The organism is Rhodococcus sp. IEGM 1379 (genome assembly GCF_030056815.1).
In the GTDB taxonomy this organism is placed as follows: domain Bacteria; phylum Actinomycetota; class Actinomycetes; order Mycobacteriales; family Mycobacteriaceae; genus Rhodococcus_F.
Genome location: NZ_JASHKR010000036.1, coordinates 1 through 22,125 on the forward strand (window position 1 = coordinate 1; position 22,125 = coordinate 22,125).

At 60.4% G+C, this 22,125-nt stretch carries 18 protein-coding genes; 9 read left to right on the forward strand and 9 right to left on the reverse strand.

Annotated features, from left to right (window positions below):
- Positions 1–219: 219 nt before the first annotated feature.
- Entirely contained in the window at positions 220–1,440 is a 1,221-nt protein-coding gene (locus QM600_RS18410; protein WP_283262941.1) for a Fic family protein, read from the forward strand.
- Between the two features lie 77 nt (positions 1,441–1,517).
- On the forward strand, positions 1,518–2,285 hold the full coding sequence (locus QM600_RS18415; protein ID WP_283262942.1) for an SDR family NAD(P)-dependent oxidoreductase: 768 nt from the start codon (positions 1,518–1,520) through the stop codon (positions 2,283–2,285).
- Positions 2,286–2,314: 29 nt separating this feature from the next.
- On the opposite strand, the gene QM600_RS18420 is transcribed toward QM600_RS18415, so the two are convergent.
- The 6 genes from QM600_RS18420 to QM600_RS18445 all read right to left on the reverse strand — a co-directional run bounded on the left by QM600_RS18420 (position 2,315) and on the right by QM600_RS18445 (position 10,873).
- Positions 2,315–4,648: a putative bifunctional diguanylate cyclase/phosphodiesterase gene (locus tag QM600_RS18420; RefSeq protein ID WP_283262943.1), complete on the reverse strand. Its 2,334-nt coding sequence runs from the start codon at positions 4,646–4,648 to the stop codon at positions 2,315–2,317.
- Between the two features lie 86 nt (positions 4,649–4,734).
- A complete protein-coding gene (locus tag QM600_RS18425) occupies positions 4,735–5,286 on the reverse strand; it encodes a hypothetical protein (RefSeq protein ID WP_283262944.1) in 552 nt (183 codons plus the stop codon).
- Between the two features lie 533 nt (positions 5,287–5,819).
- Positions 5,820–6,629 carry a hypothetical protein gene (locus QM600_RS18430; RefSeq protein ID WP_283262945.1) on the reverse strand — a complete coding sequence of 270 codons (810 nt, stop codon included), beginning with the start codon at positions 6,627–6,629 and terminating at the stop codon, positions 5,820–5,822.
- Positions 6,622–8,901, reverse strand: a complete 2,280-nt coding sequence (locus tag QM600_RS18435) for a TPR repeat domain-containing protein (protein WP_283262946.1) — start codon at positions 8,899–8,901, stop codon at positions 6,622–6,624. The genes QM600_RS18430 and QM600_RS18435 overlap by 8 nt, the downstream gene beginning before the upstream one ends.
- Entirely contained in the window at positions 8,898–9,242 is a 345-nt protein-coding gene (locus tag QM600_RS18440) for a hypothetical protein (RefSeq protein WP_283262947.1), read from the reverse strand. Before QM600_RS18440 ends, QM600_RS18435 begins: the two co-directional genes overlap by 4 nt.
- Positions 9,243–9,316: 74 nt before the next feature.
- Positions 9,317–10,873, reverse strand: a complete 1,557-nt coding sequence (locus QM600_RS18445; protein ID WP_283262993.1) for a TM0106 family RecB-like putative nuclease — start codon at positions 10,871–10,873, stop codon at positions 9,317–9,319.
- A 124-nt stretch (positions 10,874–10,997) separates the two neighbouring features.
- Here QM600_RS18445 and QM600_RS18450 point away from each other — a divergent pair, with 124 nt between their 5' ends.
- Genes QM600_RS18450 through QM600_RS18470 form a run of 5 tightly spaced genes read left to right on the forward strand, consistent with a single transcriptional unit; the run spans position 10,998 to position 14,363 of the window.
- Complete coding sequence (locus QM600_RS18450; protein WP_283262948.1) at positions 10,998–11,651, forward strand: DUF6474 family protein; 654 nt, start codon at positions 10,998–11,000, stop codon at positions 11,649–11,651.
- Between the two features lie 6 nt (positions 11,652–11,657).
- Positions 11,658–12,176 (forward strand): hypothetical protein, encoded by a 519-nt coding sequence (locus QM600_RS18455; RefSeq protein ID WP_283262949.1) that lies wholly within the window; start codon positions 11,658–11,660, stop codon positions 12,174–12,176.
- Between the two features lie 48 nt (positions 12,177–12,224).
- Complete coding sequence (locus tag QM600_RS18460; protein WP_283262950.1) at positions 12,225–12,884, forward strand: YcnI family copper-binding membrane protein; 660 nt, start codon at positions 12,225–12,227, stop codon at positions 12,882–12,884.
- Complete coding sequence (locus tag QM600_RS18465; RefSeq protein WP_283262951.1) at positions 12,881–13,417, forward strand: copper resistance CopC family protein; 537 nt, start codon at positions 12,881–12,883, stop codon at positions 13,415–13,417. Before QM600_RS18460 ends, QM600_RS18465 begins: the two co-directional genes overlap by 4 nt.
- Positions 13,418–13,421: 4 nt before the next feature.
- The gene (locus QM600_RS18470) at positions 13,422–14,363 is read left to right on the forward strand and encodes a CopD family protein (protein WP_283262953.1); all 942 of its coding nucleotides are present in this window, start codon (positions 13,422–13,424) and stop codon (positions 14,361–14,363) included.
- On the opposite strand, the gene QM600_RS18475 is transcribed toward QM600_RS18470, so the two are convergent.
- The 3 genes from QM600_RS18475 to QM600_RS18485 are packed head-to-tail and all read right to left on the reverse strand — an operon-like array spanning position 14,314 to position 18,580.
- The gene (locus QM600_RS18475; RefSeq protein WP_283262955.1) at positions 14,314–17,535 is read right to left on the reverse strand and encodes an acetyl-CoA carboxylase family protein; all 3,222 of its coding nucleotides are present in this window, start codon (positions 17,533–17,535) and stop codon (positions 14,314–14,316) included. The genes QM600_RS18470 and QM600_RS18475 overlap by 50 nt on opposite strands.
- On the reverse strand, positions 17,532–18,206 hold the full coding sequence (locus QM600_RS18480) for a hypothetical protein (protein WP_283262956.1): 675 nt from the start codon (positions 18,204–18,206) through the stop codon (positions 17,532–17,534). Before QM600_RS18480 ends, QM600_RS18475 begins: the two co-directional genes overlap by 4 nt.
- Before the next feature lie 20 nt (positions 18,207–18,226).
- Positions 18,227–18,580, reverse strand: coding sequence for a hypothetical protein (locus QM600_RS18485; protein WP_283262957.1), 354 nt, complete (start codon positions 18,578–18,580; stop codon positions 18,227–18,229).
- 607 nt (positions 18,581–19,187) lie between these two features.
- Here QM600_RS18485 and QM600_RS18490 point away from each other — a divergent pair.
- Positions 19,188–20,564, forward strand: coding sequence for a M20/M25/M40 family metallo-hydrolase (locus QM600_RS18490; protein WP_283262958.1), 1,377 nt, complete (start codon positions 19,188–19,190; stop codon positions 20,562–20,564).
- Positions 20,561–22,123 (forward strand): YfcC family protein, encoded by a 1,563-nt coding sequence (locus QM600_RS18495; RefSeq protein WP_283262959.1) that lies wholly within the window; start codon positions 20,561–20,563, stop codon positions 22,121–22,123. Before QM600_RS18490 ends, QM600_RS18495 begins: the two co-directional genes overlap by 4 nt.
- The last annotated feature ends 2 nt before the right edge of the window (positions 22,124–22,125 follow it).

Sequence of the window (22,125 nt, forward strand, 5' to 3'; positions counted from 1 at the left end):
CTACGAACAGTCACTCACCGTGCCCGTCATGGCCGCGTGACCACTGTCCACTTTTTGGGGTGAACCTCAACGTGCGCTGCTACCACCTTGTTCTGCCACACCTTGCGGACCCATGAACTGTATAGAGCGAGCCACCGACAACCATTACTGGAGACACCATCCATCAATGGTTGGTACCTTATCCATTAGCACTGGGCGCTCAGATTAAGGGATACCGCGATGGCTGAAACCGCTGCGATGTGGTGGGAACCTGCCGACGGATTAGTCGCCCGCGACCGCCGCGGTGGCCGTTACCACGCGTATACACCCGACCTCCTGTGCACTCGGCCTCTCATGCTCCCCCAAGAACTGTCAGAGAAGGCCAGTCGAGCAGAGCGGGCAATTCGCAACCTCAGTGCAGGTCCAGGCGCTCAGCGACTGGGCGGCATCGCACGATTCCTTCTTCGGTCCGAAGCAATCGCCAGTTCCATGATTGAGGGAATTTCGCCGTCACCCGGTCAGGTCGCGCTAGCCGAATTGGCACAGGACGAGGATGTGCGCGGGTTCAGTGACCAGGCACGCCTCGTCGCCAACAACATCACAGTCCTACGACGCGCCTCTCAAGACCTAGTCGATGCCGATCTGGTCACCGTCGACGACGTCGTCACGCTGCACAGTGCACTACTACCCGATGATCGTCATCACGGCCTCCGCGAAGTCCAGAACTGGATCGGCGGGTCCAACTGGAACCCACTGGACGCAGAATTCGTGCCGCCTACATCCGACCAGGTCCATCCGTTAATGGCCGATCTCGTCTCGTATCTGAATGGATCCGCCCACGGACCACTCATCCAAGCGGGGATTCTGCACGCCCAGTTCGAGACCATCCACCCCTTCACCGACGGAAACGGCCGCGTCGGCCGAAGCCTCATCCACACCGTCCTGGCTCGCAGAGGACTTGCTCCCGGGACGGTGTTGCCCATCAGCCTGGTCCTTTCGACGCTCAGCGACCGCTACGTCGACGGGCTGACCGCATATCGATACATCGGGGACCCACTCTCCGGCGACGCCACCGTCGGCATCACGACATGGCTTGAAACATTCATCGACGCCGCCTCCATCGCCGCGGAGCACGCCGGTCGGCTAGCTGCGGATCTCGAAGAACTCCACGCGGAATGGGGCACTCGACTCCGCACGCACCGATCAGCCCAGGGACTCCGCGAAGAACCTCGTGCAGGATCGGCAACGTCGAAGATTCTGCACTACCTACCGGAAGCTCCGGTAATGACGGCAAAAACCGTGCAACGCATCCTCGGAATTTCCTTTCCGCCGGCCCGCGCGGCGCTCGAAGAGCTCGCGGATGCTCACATCCTCACGCGGAAGAGCGTGGAGAGGGGCACCACCGGGTACTTGGCATGCGAAGTTCTAGATCTCGCCGCTGCCGTCGCCCGCTCGTCCTGACTGAAGGTTTCCGCTCGCGATATGGTTCTCACCACGCACCACCTCCCTACCGATCGATAACTCGAGGAGCAAACGAAGTGGAAATCAAGGGAACCGCAGCACTGGTCACCGGCGCAGCTTCCGGACTAGGCGCAGCTACCGCCAAGCGCCTTGCCGAGGCCGGAGCCACCGTCTTCGGCTTGGACCTGCCCGCCTCCATCGAGCGGGCCGGCGACACTGTCCCCGCAGGTGTCACGCTCATCCCCACGGACGTGACCAGCGGCGAAGAGGTCGAAGCTGCAATCAAACAGATCGTCGAATCGGGCTCACCCCTGCGCATTGTCGTCAACTGCGCCGGTGTCGGCTGGGCGGGTCGCATCCTGTCCAAGAACGGCCCGCATGACCTGGAACTGTTCCGCACGGTCATCACCGTCAACCTGCTGGGCACGTTCAACGTGATGCGCCTGGCTGCCGACGCTATGTCCAAGACGGATACCGTCGACGAGTCCGGTCAGCGCGGCGTTGTCATCAACACCGCCTCCGTTGCTGCGTTCGAGGGCCAGATCGGCCAAATCGCGTACTCCGCTTCCAAGGGTGGCGTGCACGGTATGACGGTTCCCGCTGCCCGCGACCTCGCGCAGTTCGGCATCCGCGTCAACACGATTGCTCCCGGAATCATCGACACCCCCATGCTCGCAGGAGTCACGGACGAGTACCGCAAGGGCCTCGAAGCCGGCGTTCCGTTCCCGTCGCGTTTGGGCCAGCCGTCGGAGTACGCGCAGCTTGCTCAGATGATCATCGAGCACGATTACCTCAACGGTGAGACCATCCGGATGGATGGCGCACTGCGCATGACGCCGCGCTAGCCACGCACCGGCTAGTCATAAGAAGCACGCTAGGGGCCACTGCCCGGGAAACCTGCAGTGGCCCTGCTGTTTTCCAGGTAGTCCGCAACTTTGGACGCCGGAAGCGGACGGCTGATGTAGAACCCTTGGATGAGTTCACAACCGGCAGAACGAAGTTGATCGAGTTGCCCCTCCGTCTCCACTCCTTCGGCGAGGGACTTGATCCCCATCGAACGGGAAACTTCGACAAGCGATTCGACGACGGCGGAGTCGTGGTGAAGTTCCGAGACGAATAGGCGGTCGATCTTCAGCACGTCGAGAGGTAGTCGCCGGACGGTCTCGAAAGATGAATAGCCCGTACCGAAGTCGTCGAGTGCAATCGATATTCCAGATCCGCGGAACGCGACCAATTGTGCGATAGCGCGATCGTCGACGGTACCGGTTTCGGTGATCTCGAGCTGTAGTCGCGACCCCGGCAGCCCTGATCTGGCAAGTGCTTGAGCCACTGCCGCACCGAAATCCAAGGACGCCAATTGCATTGGTGAAACATTAACCGCGACCAGAATGTCGTCGGGCCAGGTCATAGCTGCGGCACACGCCATTTCCAATACCTGCACACCGAGCGGGACGATCAGTCCGGTTTCTTCGGCGACGTCAATGAAATGACCGGGCGCCAGCATTCCCCGGTCCGGATGGTTCCAGCGAAGCAACGCCTCGAACCCCTCGATTAGGCCTGTTGCCGCATGAATTTGGGGTTGGTAGTACAGTTCGAATTCACGCGCCTCGATCGCCCGCCCAAGCTCTTGCAACGCAACCGCTCGCTCGCTCGCTCGCGCTCGAAGTGCCGCCGAAAACCTGCCGACGCGATCCCGGCCCGCAGCTTTTGCGTCGTACAACGCCAAGTCCGCAAACATCACCAACCCATCCGATTCTTCGGAATCAACTGGGCTGCTGGCATATCCGATGCTTGCACGCACTTCGATTCTGTTGCCATTCACCAGGAATGGTTCACGCAATGCCTCCAGATAGTCTGCAAACCGAGCTGTGCCGACGTCTTCTGCCGGGGAACGGTGGATAAGCCCGAACTCGTCTCCACCGATGCGAGCACAGAGACCTTTCTCGGCTACTCCATCCAACCTCGCCGCGACTGCGATCAGCAATTTGTCACCGACCGAATGCCCCAGTGTGTCATTGACGGATTTGAAGTTGTCGATGTCGAGAATGGCGACGTGAACATGCTGGTCGTCCCGAGTGTTATCGAGCGCAGCGTCGAGTTCTTCGCTGAATGCTCTCCGGTTCGGCAATCCGGTCAACGCATCGGTTGCCGCCAGCCACAAGATCTTCTGTTCAAAATTGTATTTTTCCGTTATGTCCGATCCAATTCCACGCCAGCCACCGTTCGAATCATCGTGCGAAACAAGCGGATTACCTGACAACGACCACCACCGGTCAACGTCGTCAACACGAACCGGAACAACCACGTCGCGGAACGGAACCAGCGCCTCGAGGTGACCGACCAGCACCTCCAGTGCGTGCGCGCCGCCCCTGGTGGACCCGATCTCGAGCCGTTCGAGAAGTCCTCGAAATGTGAGCTCCCGCAACTCAGCGACAGGAATTCCCGATACTTGCGACAGCCGCGCCGAAGCGCGCGACATTCTGCCGTCGGTGCCGACTTCCCAGAGCCAATCGCGCGATCCACCCTCGAAGTCATCGAGGAGCAGTCCCACCGTTTCGCGCTCCGCCGCTGCCTCGAATTCTGCAAGACAACGAGCACGGAACGAAGATGACAGGTACACGGCCGCAACACACAATGCGAACGTATACATAACGAGTTGGAATGCCAGATAGCGGTATTCAACTTCCGGTCTCAGGAGTATGACGAGCAGGAGGCCTAGCCCGTGCACGAGGATCCACGCCAGACCGATCGACCGAACCGTCGACAGAGCCACGGCGCCGGCACCCATGAGCCCGGCTATCGTGGCCGTCAACACCATTCGGCGAGGGCCATCCACGACCGGAAGCATTTTTGCGGCAAATATGGTCATGAGAACCCCGAGAAGGATCACCTCGATCATCAACGCCCAGTAGTCGTACCGAGTTGTGTGCTCGCGTGCACGCCACACGGAGACATACTTACTCCGGGGCAGCCATACTCGAATCGAATTTCCTGCCACCAAAATGGCGGCGGCTCCCCAGAGTATTCGGAAGTTCTGATGGTCCGACGGTACGACGTACATCAGCAGCGCACACAAGCTGAAGATATTGGCGATGTTGGATAGTGGTGCAACAGTTGTCGCTTGGCCCATTTGCCTCGCAAAGAGATCTTGTCGCTCGATTTCCGACAATTCGGATACGGCTCCACCGGTAGCCCGGTTGCTCGACATTCAACAGTCCTCCCATACGCAGCTACCAACACAGGCGCCTACGGAAGTCAGTGTTCCAGACCTCTGACCAATTGCGGTCCCGAAAGTTATATCCATGCCCGAAACTCGGACATATCAACCAATTTGGGACTCTTAGCGACCTCGGTACACAATGCTGTCGAAAGCAGCGCCGATTCGGCTTCCACTATCAGTGCCCAGGACTCCCATCCTGGAAAACATCGTTTGACATCCTCCCCGCCCTCACGGACATGGACTCCCCGACAGCTCACGCCACCGAGACGGTTGATGCGGCACGTTTCCGTGACTGACACACCCGCTCCCCCAGAATGCCGACACAGTCGGCGGGTGCCGCCAACATGATCTTGATCGAGCTTTTTGTCCGGCAAGGTCGTGGCATTCTCCGACGCTTCTCGCTCAATGTCCTCGAAGGTCGCCTTCCGGCGGTCGTAGAGCGCACCACGCAGTGAGGTGGTATCCGTAAACGCCTCCTCTGCAGCCCTACGCATACCCAATGCCATGACGCCTCGCACTCTGCCCACCCCAGTCAGCAGTCGAGCAGATACCGGGTTGGCGATCTTGTTGACGTAGCGTCCCTCCACGGCCAACTGTTCGGCAATCATCGCCTGCTCAAATAGCACTCCAGAGTCCGGATCCATATTCATCAATGCGACAACGTTGATCGATCCGGCATACCGCTGGAGCGCCGGCGGATCAGCCCAGTCGCCCCCATCGAAGCCGGCGGTTCCTTCGGTTCAGATACACCAAGATTGATGTGCGAAACATTCTACGATCCAATCCATTCCGGATGGAGACGAGAGGTGGTGTGGCCGCGAGACCTCCCGCCATCGGTGCGGAAATCTGGATCGCCAGGCGACAGCCCGATATCTGAGTTACGTACCGCACCAAGGTAACCCGGATAGGTTGCACTAGGACCAGCCAGGTAAGTGTAGTCAACAGCTTCCTCGGTGGCACGGATCAACTCTGCTCCACGACCGAACAAATCGATACCCGGATCAGCCGACCACACCGTTGTGTACAGAATCTCCGAAACGCGCGGCACATCCGGCTCAGCCGCCGGAGTTTCGGCGCTGCCACACGCCGCCATTGTTGCCACACACGTCATGGCTAAAACTGGCGAAATCCCCACCCTCAAAATCATTTCCACGCCCGCTTACGACACATTAGCGGGACCGATCCACCCCGGGAACTGCACACCCAACGGCATCACCGGCGCCACAAAACCCTCCGGCTGACTCCGAAACTGATCAGTCGGAGACTCGTACGTCAACCCCTGAAACTGCTGCAACCACCAATCATGGCACCCCGGCGGAACACCTTCACCGTCTGCACCGGACCGTCCCGACGTGCCGAATAACCACGATCCCGATCGAATCTTCCACGACCCGAACACATCCCACGACGGCGTCCGATCGCTGATCGCCCCGAGCTCCGGATCGGAATCGACCACTCCCGGCAAACCCGGACCCTCGCCCTGATTCTCCAGCTCAATTCGGTACGCGGCGGTCGGCGGGTGCACCGATCCGTTGATTCCCTCCGATGTGCTGATCCAGTACTTGCAGATCGTGCCGGAGACAGTGCTATCGGTTGCCGAATAGTCGGTGATATGAGCAAAGAGTGTCTGACCTACTGGATCCAAAAATTCCGATCGAGTCTCGAACCTAGTGTTACCGAAGACATCACGGTCACTCCCCAGCGCCTTCGTGTATCCGGGAAAGAAGTCGTCGACTTCTTCGATGACAGACCAGTAATAGCCCGCCTCGAACGCTGCTCGCAACAATTCGGAACCGCGAGAAAACAGGTCGATATCGGTATCCGCTGACCATATATGGGGGGCAAAATTGTCGAATGCCGGAACTTTGTCAGACGCCTCACCGACATCGGAGTTCGATAAACCACAACCGGATACGATCACAACCGCAGAAATCGATAGAACCGCCCAATGCCGAAGATGCCTACCCATCGAGTCGCACCACATCTTCGTAGGTATCTCGAATCTGATGACCGTCATGCTTGCCACTCAGCATCTTGAGCATAGTCTCGTACGCGTTGTTCCGAAGCGTCGGATCCATGACCTTCGACGTAATCGAGTCCCAGTCCTTCAATGCTCCGGACTCGTCGAACAGATCCCCGTAGTCAGTCCTGAACTCCGCCGGAAGTTCCGGCACAGCACGCAGAATATTGCAGTAATCCCGATAAAAATTGGGAGGTGTCAACGTCGCATGGGCCGCCCCGTCCGGCGCCTTCCCGATAATCGACTCCTGCAAGGAATCACCCGATGCATCAACCATCAAATTAATGAACTCCCCGCCCGGAAGTTTATCTATGCCAGCCGAACCCAACGCGGAGAGCGCAGTGTACGCAGCCTCCTTGCGATCGTAGATTGCCTGCGCCTGAGCCGCCTTGTCGTCGTACTGATCCTGCACTGCCTCGAGCATGCCCCGATCCATCAGGCCGTGTAACCTGCCTGCCCCCATCAGTTCTGCCCCCGCATCCGGAGCATTCGGGGCGGCAGCATACCTACCCTCGGACGCCAATTGCTCCGCAATAGCGGCCTGAGTGAACATTCTTCCGGCCTCATCATCGGTATTCATCAAAGCGAACACGTTTGCCGAACCTTTGTACTGGTTGTTGCGATCGGCGTCCGCCCAGCCACTACTATCGAATCCGGCCACATCCGCCCCCGATCTCCCCGCCAGTTCTAGCATGTATGTGCTCAAACTTTTCGAAACTGTCTGCAAGAGATCAGGATTGAGCCGACCCGCCGATTGGCCGTCGACTTCGGGGACATTGGACAGAAGTTTCCACGAATCTTCAGCACTGACCGTCTTCGCGACAGCTTCCATAATGCTGCCGGCGTAAGTTGCAGTGGCCACGTCGGTGGGGTCATTCGGATTTTCGATCGTGGCATCGCCGTCCGCGAACTCGAAGAGCGTCGACGCCGCTTTACCGTCGTCAGTCCAGTTGTGGGACAACATATCCTTCACAAAATCACTGCGATGCTCCGGATTGCTCACGGCGGCTTCGACGGCAATCTTGTCATCTCCCACTGCGGCGAAGATCTGCTCGGTGAACCCCTTGTCCGGGGTGCCCCCGTCGGCAAAGAAGGCGGACCGATCAGAGGGCCTTAGCTGCTCCTGAGCGACCTCCGCATTCAGATATTGCCTACCCGCCTCCAACAGCGATTTGTCAAGTTCACTGCCGGTCTTGTACTGATCGTCTCCCATCGCGACTATGTCAGCGATGGCCAAATTGTCGGCAACGCCGTTGAGTTCAACTGTGCGGGTGAAGGTCTGGCCACTGACCTGAAAGTCGCCCGTCACCATGTCGTCCCGAGTCAAGGATTCACGCATCTTGTCGGGCAGTGAGTCCAGTCCGCCCTTCGTCGGAATTTCGGAATCACCTTCGACTGATGCGGTCACGTGCTCGTTGGAGAGAATCTGCAACGAGTTGGCGACCGACGCCCGCGCATCAGGTGGCAGTTTCGAGAGCAGATCTTCGATCTGCTGAGGCGATTTGCCGTCCAGCGACCTACTGAGTTGGTTGAGATATTCCATCTGCGAAGCCGGAATTGCAGCGGTATCAACACGTTCCAATGCAGCAGCCTGCTCCGGCGTCAGATGCCCACTTTCCGAGATTCGCTGCAGTTGCTCCGGCGTCATCGACCCCGGATGTTTGGCCATCGCGTCAAAATCACTGTTACCCTGCTGCCCACCCGAAGTAGCGGCCGAAATGAATTTCACGCGCAGCCCGTCTCGCGCAGCTGCCAGTGAACTTCGGATGTTGTTGTCGGCTGTTTCGGCCGCATTTGCAGCATCGGTCAATTCGCGTTGGCGCTCCTGCAACAGTGCCACGCGGGCAGCGTCCGGTTCTGCCGTCAAATCGGTGAGCGCAAGTGAGTCGGCAACCAAAAATCTGTCCGATTCGGCTGCGACGACGGCCAGTCGGGCCCTCCGCAACGGAGCGTCGATTTCGTGAAAACCCTGCTGCGCGGTCTTTGCCAGAGCCTCGAGCACGTCGATGACCTCTACTGCCGTCTTCTTGTCCGCGTTCGCTCTGTCCTGAGCCGCTTCGGCAGTCTTGCCTTCCCAGTAGGTACCGTTCACCTTGGTGACGCTGTCGACATACCGGGTGAACAGATCTTCCGACTTGCTATCCAAGGCAATCCAGGCGTCGGCAATAGCGTTCAGTGACGCTGGATTCCACGAGTCGATCTGCGCGCGCGTCGGGGTCACGCGGTGGGGTCCTGAGCGTTCCAGGTTCCGGTCGCATTGGTGTAGGTGGTGGCCAGGTCGGTAGCCGCCTGCTCGTCGCGACTCCGAAATTTTTCAGCGACGTTGACCATGATGTCTCCGGTCTCGCCCAGGCGTTCCTTCAATGCGGGAACCAGTGCGCCCTCAACAAGATCGGACGAAATGGACGCAGCTTCGAGGAGGGACTGCAAGACACCGCCGGCGCCGGACATATACGGACCCGCCGACGGTCCCACTCGCAGCAGTCCAGCTTCGTCGGCGAGCCCGTGCAGTACACCGCCCAGCATTACGAGTTCCTCGACATCTGCCGTAAACGTACCCACAAGCCCCCCTCGGACCTACGAGCCAGACCCCCCGACTCGCATAATTTCGCCCAGTATAGAACGGACGCTGCAGTTCAGAGATCCGACGCCAAAGGAATCTCCTTCACCGCCCGATCCGTCATCCATTCACGCAGGACCTTGGTAGCGATGACGTCGTCCTCGTTGTACTGCAAGATCCGTGTCCGTTGTGACTCGTCGGGCTCTCCGTCGTAGCCGACTGCTTCGCGGTACCAGGCCATGGACGCCTCACCGCCGGCTTCGGCGTCACGCCAATTGAATCCCGCGACCGGAGCAACCTTCTTGAGCCCCTTACCTTCTGGGCAAATGAACTGATCGCTGACTGCCTGGTAGATATCCACCCATTGCGGGCTGTCGATGAATTCCCGAATCTCGTCTTTGGTTGGAATTCCCGGTTCCCCGGCAAATCTCCGAGCCGAATCCAACAACCACTTGTCCTCTGCTGATCGCGAATAACAGTATGCGGCAAAGGTTTTACCGGAAGCAGCGGCAGCAGCGCGCTCCGCCATCAACCAACCCCAGAACTCGGCGAACGATCGCGCCTCGTCACGCGTCGGCAACGGATCCCACGTCGCAAAACCCCGATACATCGAGAAGCCACCAACATTGAGCAAAGTCCCCCACAGGTAGGCACCGTGCTCCTGGTAGCTCTCCATGTCCACGTCGATTTCGATATCGGCGCGAGTCACCGAAATTTCCTCGGAGCGTCGCACCAACGGAGCGCCCACCAGCCAGGCTTTCGCGATCACGACGGCGTCGTCGAAGTTCCCGTGCGGCCAATCCTCGAGCGGCTCGCCTTCCCACGCGGCAAGTTGATCGATGGTGTTGCAGCCGGCGTCACGCAGCAGTTCGGCACGCGAGCCGACGGCCACCAGACTGACATCACGGTTGCGAACCAATTCCTGCTTGCATTCCGTCCACCACGGGCACGATTTGCACTCACTGATCTGCGAAGGCGACGTCAAGATCTCACCGCGCGCCACCGCAATTCTGTCGTCGTAACGCTCATCGTAATCCTCGAGAATCGCGCTCAAGTCATACACGAGAATGCAGTCACCGTTGTAGCCGACGGCACCGGCTTGCAACGACGGACTCGCGAGGCCCCGACGCTCGAGCATCCGGTACACCTGGGCGACGCGCATCTGATCGCGGACCTGGCTTCGGACCTTGCGCTTCGGATCGGTCTCGGGCTCCCACTCGAACAATCCTGACGTGATTGCGCCCTGCCCGGGATCGGTGACTTTGTGGTTGACGACGATCACCGGGATGTAGCCGCCACCGTCGACATCGCGGATGAGCATTTCGCAACGACCCTTGCGTCCGGTGTCGCGCTCGACGGGCAGCACCGCGCCCCAGATTCTGTCCGCGCCGGCCTCACAGGCTGCAAGAGTGTCGCGGGCCTGCGCCGCCGTCGACTGATCGGAATCGATGCGCACCCACCGCTCCGGCTCCGCACCGATCACGAGGTCCGCGATCTCGGCACGCTTGGCGATCGCCGATTCCTGACGTTGCTTGACTCCGGTATCGACGGGTTCCGACGCCGCCTTCCCCGGAAATAATCCGTCGAGACGCACCCGATGACGACAACGAGTCAACGCTCCCGAATCGATCAGCGGGAGCTTGGGCGCGAGGTTGTTATCGGAACACACGATGACGAAGATTATGTGCTCCCCTAGGCTGAAGCCGAAGCGCAGGTACCTGGCAGCGCACAAACACCTGGAAACGGGGTCCTTTTCGATGGGGTTGTTCAAGAAGCGAAAGTCTCGTGCCACCCGCAAGGCAGAGGCGAAAGCTCTCAAGCACAAGGCTGAGGTCGAGGCGAAACTCAACGCCAAGAGCCAGCGCAAGCGCGACAAGGTCGAGACCAAGTCGATCAAAAAGCTGGAAAAAACCGAAATCGACTCGACACACAAGATCGAGAAAGCCCAGCTCGCAACACTGAAAGCTCAGGAAAAGGCTGCCGCGAACCAGGGCCTGACCGTCGCCAAGGTCCGTAAGTACCTCGGTGTCGCTCGCCTTCTGGCACCAGTCCTGCTGCCGATAATTTATCGAGCGGCAACCACCATTCGTGGCCAGTTGGACACCGCTCGCGCTCAGAAGATGGGCATTGCCGTCGACCAATTGGGCGACTACACCGGACACGGCGCCAAGCTGAGCGCCCGGATCGCGGGAGCCGAGAGCTCGGTCACCGAAATCCTCAGCCACAAGCCGAACGATGCCGAGACACAGCGTTTTGCCGCGGCAATCCGTGAGCGTCTGAGCGATCTGAGCACCGCAGTTCGGGCATCCGAGCAGATGCCCCAGGCACGACGCAAGGCTGCGCACCACGCCATCGCTACCGAACTCGACGGCGTCGAAGCAGATCTGCTTGCGCGCCTCGGCGTGCGCTAGAGAAAAGTGTCTTCACTCGGCGCGCCCGCGACAGCACCCCTTCGGGGCAGTGTTGTCGGGGCCGCGTCGGGTGCCCTGGCGATAGCAGCGCACGGGATTAGCGGCGGTGAGATTCCGCCGGCGTCGGCGATGACTTTGCTGATCGCCGTCTGCGTGGCAGTTGGCGCGATCACTGCAACACTCCCGTCACTGGCACGGGGCCCGTTGCCTCTGATTGCGGCACTCGGTGCCGGTCAACTGGCAGCGCACGCTGCCATGACCGTCTCCGTGCACTCTCATTCATCCGCTCCCGGCCTCACGATGCTCGGGGCGCATGCTGTGGCTACCGCGGTGTGCGCGGTAGCCGTCCTCGCCGCAGAGCGTCTGTTCGCCGTCGTCACCAATGCCGCCCGGACAGTCCTGACGACGCCGACACGGGCCGTTCGAGTTCGCAGCCTGATCCTTGCGACCAGCACCCACCCCAGCACCATCGACGCTCTCCTTCGCGCCAGCATCTCGCGGCGCGGTCCTCCTGTTCTGGATTGAAGAAACTATCCCCAAAACTTCACCAGACCGAAGAGGACACCTCCAGACATGAAGAACACCCTGATTTCGCGTGCACTTTTCACGGCAACAGCCACCGGCGGAGCCCTTCTGCTCGCCGGCGGAATTGCTTCGGCGCACGTCAGCGTCGTAGCTCCCGGAGCGGCGCAGGGCGGATACACCGTTCTGACCTTCCGCGTTCCCACCGAATCGGATGCCGCATCCACCACCAAGGTGACGGTGGCACTACCCGACCTGAAGTCGGCTCGCACCGAACCGATGCCCGGATGGACATCCGTCGTCGAGAAGGATCCGACGTCGCTGGTTGCCAAGTCCGTGACCTGGACAGCAGACCCCGGCGTCGGCGTCGGACCCGGCCAGTTCCAGCAGTTCGTCCTCTCTGCCGGCCCGCTCCCGACGCAGGACGAGGTCGAGTTCAAGGCAGTGCAGACGTACAGCGACGGCAAGGTCGTCAACTGGGATCAGGAAGCTCTCGCCGACGGCAGTGAGCCCGACAAGCCGGCACCGACACTCACATTGGCAGCTTCGACCGGCGACGCCCATGGGGCAAACACCGCAACTGCGACGGAATCTACGACAGAATCAACGAACGACAACACCGCCCGCTGGCTCGGAGGAGCCGGACTGGTGCTCGGCGCTCTCGGCGCCGCTCTCGGTCTGGGCGCACTGGTGAGGAGCAAGCGTTCATGAGTACACGCATCAAGGTAATTACGGTCGGCCTCCTCGCGATGCTCGCCTCGATGATCGGAGTGGGCACCGCCAGTGCACATTCCGCCGTGACCAGTTCCAACCCCGAGAACGGAACGTCGATCCAGGTTGCCCCGGACAACGTCTCCGTCAGCTTCAACGAAGCCTTGCAGGCGCAGTTCGCCGCGCTGACGGTCACTGGCCCCGGCGACAGTCGCGACCAGTGGACCAAGGGTGATCCCTCCGTGGAAGGTGCAACGGTGAGTGTGGATCTCGGAGATCTGGGACCCGCCGGCGTATACACGATCGCGTATCGCGTGACCTCTGCCGACGGCCACCCGGTTCAGGGAACTTTGAACTTCACGCTCACCGAACCCGGCCCGGGCACTCCTACCACTGCGGCAGCGGGGGCCGGTGACAGTTCGTCGTCATCCTCGTCGTCGAACAGCATTCCGGTGTGGGCCTTCATCGTCGCCGGTGTAGTCGTCTTCGGCGGTGCACTGTTCTTCGTGCTCCGCAAGCCCAAGTCGAGCTGATCCGGTGACCGGTACGGCAAACAGATGGTGGTTGCTGTTTGCCGTACCCACAGCTCTCCTGGGAGTGCTGATCGCCTGGTGGCTGGCAAGTCCCGCCGGCCCCGAGGCGTCGAGCACCGTCCGCGCCCTCGCCATCGGTAGTGGTTCTGTGACACTGGGAATCGCGACCTTGGCGTGGATGGGACGCGGGGAGCGCCGACCCGCAACACCCGCAGCCACCATGTGGACTCAACTCACTTCCCTTGCCGCAGTGTGGTTCGTTGCCGAAGTCGCACTCCTCGCATGGGGAGCCGCGGCCGCCGACGGAACGCCGATCACCTCTTTGACAGTCGGCAACTTCGGAACATTTGTCAGCGAAGTCAACGTCGGCCGAGTTGGTGTCGCCATCATCGTATGCGCGTTTGCCGTCGTCTGCTACGGCGTCTACGGGTTCAAGAACCCTGAAACAGTGCCCGTGGCACCGGCATTGGTTGTCACAGCGCTCGCGCTCGCCGCCCGTCCCATCACCGGCCACATGGCGCAGCAGAACTTCGGCTCCATCCTCGACGCCGTCCATGTGCTAGCGGCCGCACTGTGGTTCGGTGTCCTTGCCGCACTCGCGCTGGCAATGCCCGCCCGCGGCGCCTGGGCGCTCTGGTTGCCCAAATACTCCGAACTCGCCTGGCGATGCGTTCTTGCACTTGTCATCACGGGAACGATCAACGCTGCCGTGCGCCTCGGATCTGTAACCGCCCTCTATGACACCGCGTACGGGCGCGTCGTACTCGCCAAGATCATTGCCATCGCCTTACTGGTCGCTCTGGGGTGGTGGTGGCGTCGAACATGGGTGGTCGCGAGTGCCGCACATCGCGTAAGCGCCGACGGATCCCTGCGCCGCGCGATCGGTGAAGTTGCCTTTATGGCAATCGCTTTCGGCCTTGCTGCGGCGCTAGCGACAACTGCCTGATCCACCTTCGGGTATCAGCCGGATCGATGACGTCGTCCAACTCGAATGTTGTTGCCGCCATCAGAGCCTTACCCTGCGCATAAGCCAACTCCACGAACTGGCCGAACAGCGTCTCCCGAGCCGCGGGGTCTTCGATCGACTCCAATTCCTTCCGGAAACCCAACCGCACAGCGCCTTCCAGACCCATGGGGCCGATCTCGCCGGTCGGCCAGGCCACCGTGAACTCCGGAGCGCGGAACGATCCACCGGCCATCGCCATAGCGCCCAGCCCGTATCCCTTACGCAGGATGACGGTTCCGAACGGCACGGTAAGTCTCGCGCCCGCCACGAAGAACTTGCCGAACCTCCGAACCGTTGCCTCTTCCTCGGAATCGGGTCCCACCATGAATCCCGGTGTATCGCACAGTGTCACCAGTGGAATACGGTGGGCTTCCACCAATTCCAGGAAGTCCGACGCCTTGTCCGACGCCTCCGCGTCGATGGCTCCGCCGAGATGCTCACTACTGTTGGCGAGCACTCCGTACGCGACACCTTCGACGCGAATCAGTGCCGTCACAACCCCACGGCCGTAGTCGCGGCGCAGCTCCAAGTCCGAACCGACGTCGGCAATCGACGTGATCGCGGCGCGCACATCGTAGGAACGTAACCGGTTCTCCGGCACCACATGCCGCGACAGTCGTAGATCCGGAGCGGTCCACTCCGCCGCTGCACCCTGGAAGTAACCCAGATACTTCTTGGCCAGGGCAACCGCCTGGGCGTCGTCGTCCGCCACCAAATGTACGACGCCGTTGCGTCGTTGCACGTCGACAGGTCCGATGTCCTCGGGGCGGAAGTTTCCGAGTCCGCCGCCCTCGACCATTGCCGGGCCACCCATACCGATGTTGGCATCGGGGGTTCCGATCAGGACGTCACACGCGCCGGCCAGTGCCGCATTGCCGGCAAAACAACGCCCGGCTACCACGGCCACCAGTGGCACTCGGCCGCTCAGCGCCGCCATCGCCCGAAACGTACCCAGTTCGAGTCCTGAACCCGCTCCGGCGTCCGTATCTCCCGGGCGTCCGCCGCCGCCTTCGGCGAAGAGCACCACCGGAACTCGCTTGCGGCCCGCAATCTCGAGCAGTCGATCAGTCTTCGCATGATTGCGCAGACCCTGCGTACCGGCGAGAACCGAGTAGTCGTAGGAGATGACGACGCTCTCGCCGCCGCCGATGGTGGCGACGCCGCCGATCAACCCGTCAGCCGGAGTGTTGGCGATCAGGTCTTCTTCACTACGTCGACTACGTTGGGCCGCGAGAGCCAATGCACCGTACTCGACCAGACTGTTGTCGTCGACCAAGTCGTAGACGTTTTCGCGAGCAGTTCTGCGTCCCAGCTTGTGGCGCTTCGCCACTGCAGTGGGACGCGCCGCATCGAGCGTAACCTCTTGGCGAGCAATGATTTCGGCCAGATCTGGGCGCACCGCGTCGAGGTCAACCGTCTCGATGTCGGCCAGTTGCGCGCCGGCGGTTGCACTGCGGACGACGAGCAGTGGTTCACCGGCACTCACCGACCTTCCGGCGGACGAGAGCACCCGAACCACTTCGAGATCACCCTCGGCCGGCAGCACATGCTGCATCTTCATCGCCTCGAGTATCGCGACCTGGCCACCGGCGTGCACACCGTCACCGGCCGCAGCAAGTTCGACAACGATGCCCGCCATCTGCGCCCGTACGACAACTTCGTCGGACCCGACATCCACGCTCGGCACACGGCTGGGCGAACCGACTTCAGGAACCAAGTCCACCAGGCGAGAGCCGAGCCAGTCGACGTCGATCAGAGATTCACGGAAATCTTTGTCGGACAGTATCGCCCGCAGGAACGATATATTCGTCGAAACTCCGTCGATAGCAAAATCATCGAGAGCTGCGATCGATTTGCGCACTGCAGCAAGGAAATCAGGACGTCGGGCATGCGTGATCACCTTTGCCAGGAGGGAATCGTATCGGATGCTCGGCGTCAGTCCCGGCACACCGAAGGTATCCACCCGCACCCCCGGCCCGCTGGGTGGCGAGAATACGTCGAGCGTCCCGGAGGCCGGCAAGACGCTACCGTCGCGCGTCATGATTTCCATGTTGACCCGCGCCTGAATCGCAATTCCCGACGCCTTTGCCAACTCGCCATGATACTCGAAATCTCCTTCTGCCCAAGTGATTCCACTGGGCAGATCCAGATCCTCGAAATGCATGCCGTCCGCAATCATCAACTGCACTGCTACCAGATCTACGCCGGTAACCTCCTCGGTAACCGTGTGTTCTACCTGAATTCGCGGGTTGACCTCGAGGAAAACGAACCCGCGCTCCTCGAGCAGAAACTCGACGGTGGCAATCCCGCGATACCCGACCGCGGCACATAAGCGCGCTGCCGCCGAATGCAGACGCTCGCGCAGTGGGTCCGAAAGTCCTTGCGCTGGAGCAATTTCTATCAGTTTTTGGTGGCGGCGCTGAACACTGCAATCTCGATCGCCCAATGCCAGGGCGCGCGTTCCGCCGCCGCCGGGCGCCGCTACGACCTGCACCTCGATATGACGTGCACGTTCACTGAGCACTTCCGCGAACAGCGCCTCGGTGCCGAATCCAGCCAGCGCTTCGGCAGCACACACCCGGTAGGCCTCGCCGAGAGATCGCGCATCGGTAACAGCCCTCATCCCACGGCCACCGCCGCCGGCAAGTGCTTTGATCATGATTCCGCGAGGGTTGCGGGCAAAGAATTCTCGAACCTCGTCGAGACTTACGCCTCCTGCCGTTGCGGGCAGTACCGGAATTCCGGACCCGACGGCGGTCGCTCGTGCGCTCGCTTTGTCACCGAAAGTGCGGAGCACACCGGCATCCGGGCCGACAAAGACGACTCCCGCATCAGTACATGCCTGCGCGAAATCTGCATTCTCACTGAGAAAACCGTACCCCGGATGAATATGCGTAACACCGAAATTCGTTGCGATCTCCAACAAAGAATCCTGATCCAGGTAGGCGGCTGCGCCACTGCCTTTCAAGGGAATCGACTCGGTAGCGGCATCGACGTGCGGACTTCCCGCATCGTCTTCGGCATACACGGACACCGTTTCGATGCCGAATTCACGAGCAGTGCGAATGATGCGCAGGGCAATCTCGCCTCGGTTGGCGATCAGCAGTCTCATTCGAAAACGTCGCATTCAGTCACCGCCACAGTGTGTTTTGACATCGCCGTCAAAGTCAAGCAATAGCAACGTCCGGTGCCGAAGTGGGAGTCTTCGGCAGCCGGCGCCGGCACGTTCGGGGCACCTGAACTGACCGGCACTCCGGGGATCACCGGAATGACGGGAATGACGGGAATGATCTGGATGACAACCACATTCGGCTGCGTAATACCCGGCACAGTCACGGTGGTAGTCGGAACCGTGGTAGTCGGAACCGTGGTAGTCGGCGTAGTCGTCTTTGGTGTCGCACCCAAGGTTACCGCTGCGTCACCCCGAGTTTGTCGTGTTGCACGGTGTCGAAAGTTGCGAAGACCTGGTAGTCGGCACCGGCATTGTTCCAAGTGGATGCTCTCGTGCGAACTGGGCTCACACAGTTCGACCTCGGCGCCGGTAGGAACATTCACCGTGAGCCGCTTACCGTACAGATTGGCCGATACTGTGGAGGTGGCCTTGTCACCGTTCGCGACTGTTCCCGAGGTAGGGACTGTCAGCTCGATTCCCAAGGTGGGTTCGGCTTTCATGATCTCGAGAATCCGATCCTGCTCTGCAAATCCGAGGTCTGCGTCGCAGTCGACTATCTCGTTGCCGTCGCTGTTTGATGTACGCCGCCCCTCCAGCCGGAGATGCACCACACCAGCAGTTGGCGATTGACTCAATTTCCGCTGGTTGAATCGTCGGCAACACCGTTCAGGGTGTCGGTCGTGAACGGATGCGGATTTTGGAGGAGGTAACTGATGATCAGTTCCTGATCGTCGTCCAGGCGACTATTGCCGGAAACCGGGACTGTCGGCCCCACCGGCGGGAAGGAAGGTTCATCGTGCCGATCGTCATCAGGAGCAAAGCCTGTTCGATCGCCTTTGGTCTCATCACAGCGAGCGGGCACGGAAGTTGCCGGTCCTGCAAATCCGGCGACAATTCCACCGACCAACGTAAACGTCGCGAGTGCGGATATGGCAGTTAGTCCGATCGATTTCCGTTGCGCGACGGCCGATGGCGATGTGCTCATAGTTGATCTCCTCGAAAAGTAATCAGACGGGCAAACTGAAGACCGAGCCAGTCGATAACTGATAGATTGCCGGCTGATTGCGATGATTGCAGAATGTGGAAATATTCATGTCAACCAAGCCTCAACCGGCAAAGGGTTACATACGGTCACCCGCGTTCGGCGATCGAGGGTAACCACTGCACGAAGTTGATAAAATATGGTATATGCCGCGTATTTGATGCCAAATGTCAGATTCGTCCACACCAATTTGGGGGCGTGAGCGCCCATTGACAATCAGTCCGAATCATTCGAAGTCGATGCCACTGACTGAACCCCAAATTAGCCGAATAGTTACTAATCGATCTTCAGGTAATTCGACTATCGAACTCAACGCCACCGAATGCGTTACGGAAAGCAACACTCAAATTCTTCAATTCGGACTATTTACATAATTCGCCCAAGCGCGTTCGTGATCAGGACGCGCAATTCGCATACCGGACGCGCTGAATCAACGAGATAACCGTAATCTTTCCGACGATGGACCGACCGGTTCTGAACAGGTGCTCTACTCGTCTCTTCTGGAGCTCGGTATCCCTGTCAACTGCGCTTGCAGAAGGAGATCCACCTTATGCCTGAAAACTCAGGGCCGATGACGCCTCTTCAGATCAAGAGTGCTGCCGCAGATTTGATGCCGGCACTCAAATCCGAATTGACCGAACTGGTACGGATACCGTCGGTCGCAACAGACGGCTACCCCGCAGCGCCGCTCTTCGAAGCTCACGATCTGATCGTCTCGCTCTTGGAGAATGCCGGTGTCACCCAGATCGACCGTCTGGAGATTCCCGGCAAGACGGCGCCCGTCATCATTGCCACCGTTCCCGGCCTGGCAGACGCTCCGACCGTTCTCATGTATTCGCACTACGACGTGGTTCCCGCCGAAGATCTCGAACTCTGGGACTCACCTCCCTTCGAGCCGGCGGAACGCGACGGTGCGCTCTACGGCCGCGGAACCGCCGACTCCAAGGCGAACGTGATCGGCATGATCGGCGCACTCCGCGTATTCGACGGAAAACCGCCCGTGACGGTAAAACTCGTCATCGAGGGTCAGGAAGAATTCGGTAGCCCTTTCGACAATTACCCGCCCGAAGCGCCGGAGCTTTTTCAGTCCGACGCCATGGTGATCGCAGACGTCGGCAGTGTTCGTCCCGGCTCCCCCACTTTGACGGTCGCGCTACGTGGTTCCGCTCAGGTGATCGTGGAACTGACAACGCTGGGCGCCGACAAGCACAACGGCCTCTACGGCGGCGCCGCTCCGGATGCGCGACTCGCTCTGATCCGCGCGCTCGCGACCCTGCACGACGACAACGGTGACGTGGCCGTCGACGGTCTACTGCGTGAGCCCTGGACCGGAATCAGTTACACCGACGAAGAATTCCGCACCCTCGCCGAGGTTCGCGACGGACTTCCCTTGCTGGGCACCGGCGGAATCGGTGAACGAATCTGGTCCGGGCCGGCGATCACCGTCACCGGTATCGACGCACCTCCCGTCGACGGCGCGGTCAATGCCGTTGCCAGTACTGCTCGCGCAGTGATCAACCTTCGTGTGCACCCCCGCCAGCCGGCCGTAGAGGCCCAGACTGCACTGGTCGAACACCTGCAGGCGCTTCGCCCGTTCGGCCTCGAGTTGGACGTCAAGGCAGGCGAGACCGGCGACGGATTCGCTGCTGCCCAGGGCGGTCCGGCATTCGACGCCGCGATGTTCGCCCTGTCCGAGTCGTGGGGCGAAGAAGCGGGTCAGATGGCCGGCGGCGGGTCCATCCCCATCGTCATGGCTCTGGATACCGCTGTTCCTACCGCCGAAAAGTTGCTGTTCGGTGCCACAGACGGTTACGCGAACATCCACGGCCCCAACGAGCGGGTCCTTCTCGACGAACTCGAGAAGGCCGTCGTCGCAAAAGCACTGTTCTTCCAGGAGTACGCCCGCACATTCGAAGGGAAGAAATGAGCACCAAGACCGAAGAAGGCACCGCGCAGTCGCCGGTGAAGAAGAAATTCGAATTTCCCGGCGCCGTCACGATGCTTGCCATCGTCACGATTCTGGTTTGGGTTGCCGCACTGTTCATTCCGGCCGGACGATTCGGTGTCGACGTGGACGGCTCGCCCGTTCCCGGTAGCTTCGAAACGGTATCCTCGCCACTGACGTTCTGGGAACGCATTCAGCAGCTGATTCTCTCACCGGTGAACGGCCTCTACGGCGTTCAGGATTCTCTCACCGGATTTGTCGACACCGACAACATCGGACGGCTCTTCGGTTCCGTCGGCGTCGTACTGTTCATCATGGCGCTCGGCGCCTTCATCTCGGTCAGCTTCGCGACGCGAAGCCTCGAAACCGCTGTCTCGCAGCTTGCTACGAAGCTCAGCGACAAGGGCTGGCTGCTCATCACCGTCATCATGGTGCTGTTCTCGCTGCTCGGCTCGACGATGGGTTTCTCCGTCGAGACCTTCGGTTTCTACGCCCTTCTGATCCCGCTGATGACGGCACTCGGCTACGACCGCATGGTCGCCGCCACCATGATCATCCTCGGCGCTCTCATCGGCAACATGGCATCGACCGTCAACCCGTTCTCGATCGGTGTCGCGTCCGGTGAAGCCGGCGTCTCCATCGGCGACGGTATCGTTCTGCGTGTGATCCTGTGGATCATATTGACCGCTGTTGCAGTGGTATTCGTGCTTCGGTACGCAGCCAAGGTCAAGAAGGACCCCTCCGCATCCATCGTCGGATTCGACGTCGACGAGGACGACGAGGACGAGCCGGCCGAGCCCGTCGACGTCGACGGCAAGCTCACCGGTACGCAAAAGCTGGTCCTCGCCATCACCGGACTCACCTTCGGCCTGATGATCTTCTCGGTCATTCCGTGGTCGAGCATCTTCGGAGCCACCACCGGCCCCGCCGAGTACGACGCCTACCACCTCACCACAACCGAGCCGTACTGGTTCGAATTGAACTGGTGGTTCCCGCAACTGGCGATGCTCTTCATTCTCGCCGCAGTCCTCGTGGGCATCGTCGCCAAGATGGGTGAGAAGAAGATCGTCTCGCTGATCACCCGCGGCGCCGGCGACATGGTCGGTCCGGCCATCGTCATCCTGCTCGCTCGCGGTGTCTCGGTCATCATGACCAACACCGAAACCCTCGACACCATCCTCAATGCGATGGAGCAGTTGGTGAACGGCGCGTCCGCCGGCGTGTTCGCGATTCTCGTGATGATCGTCAACATCCCGCTGGCATTCCTCATTCCGTCCAGCTCGGGTCACGCCACCCTCGCGATGCCGCTCTTGGCGCCGCTGGGCGACTTCGCCGGAGTCAGCCGGTCTTTGGTGATCACTGCCTTCCAGATGGGCCATGGCCTGATGCTGATGGTTGCGCCCACCAATGTCGTCGTTGTCGGCGGTCTCGCGATGGCCAAGGTCGGCTACGACAAGTTCCTGCGCTTCGTCTGGCCGTTGGTGGCGATCAACTTCGTCATCGTCGTTGTCGTGATCGGTGCGGCAGCGATACTCGAATAGAG

What these genes read in the sequence shown, in the direction of transcription:
- QM600_RS18410 (WP_283262941.1), top strand. Translation starts at nt 220, where the DNA reads ATGGCTGAAACCGCTGCGATGTGGTGGGAACCTGCCGACGGATTAGTC.
- QM600_RS18420 (WP_283262943.1), bottom strand. Translation starts at nt 4,648, where the DNA reads ATGTCGAGCAACCGGGCTACCGGTGGAGCCGTATCCGAATTGTCGGAA.
- QM600_RS18430 (WP_283262945.1), bottom strand. Translation starts at nt 6,629, where the DNA reads ATGGGTAGGCATCTTCGGCATTGGGCGGTTCTATCGATTTCTGCGGTT.
- QM600_RS18450 (WP_283262948.1), top strand. Translation starts at nt 10,998, where the DNA reads ATGGGGTTGTTCAAGAAGCGAAAGTCTCGTGCCACCCGCAAGGCAGAG.
- QM600_RS18460 (WP_283262950.1), top strand. Translation starts at nt 12,225, where the DNA reads ATGAAGAACACCCTGATTTCGCGTGCACTTTTCACGGCAACAGCCACC.
- QM600_RS18465 (WP_283262951.1), top strand. Translation starts at nt 12,881, where the DNA reads ATGAGTACACGCATCAAGGTAATTACGGTCGGCCTCCTCGCGATGCTC.
- QM600_RS18475 (WP_283262955.1), bottom strand. Translation starts at nt 17,535, where the DNA reads ATGAGACTGCTGATCGCCAACCGAGGCGAGATTGCCCTGCGCATCATT.
- QM600_RS18485 (WP_283262957.1), bottom strand. Translation starts at nt 18,580, where the DNA reads ATGAGCACATCGCCATCGGCCGTCGCGCAACGGAAATCGATCGGACTA.
- QM600_RS18490 (WP_283262958.1), top strand. Translation starts at nt 19,188, where the DNA reads ATGCCTGAAAACTCAGGGCCGATGACGCCTCTTCAGATCAAGAGTGCT.
- QM600_RS18495 (WP_283262959.1), top strand. Translation starts at nt 20,561, where the DNA reads ATGAGCACCAAGACCGAAGAAGGCACCGCGCAGTCGCCGGTGAAGAAG.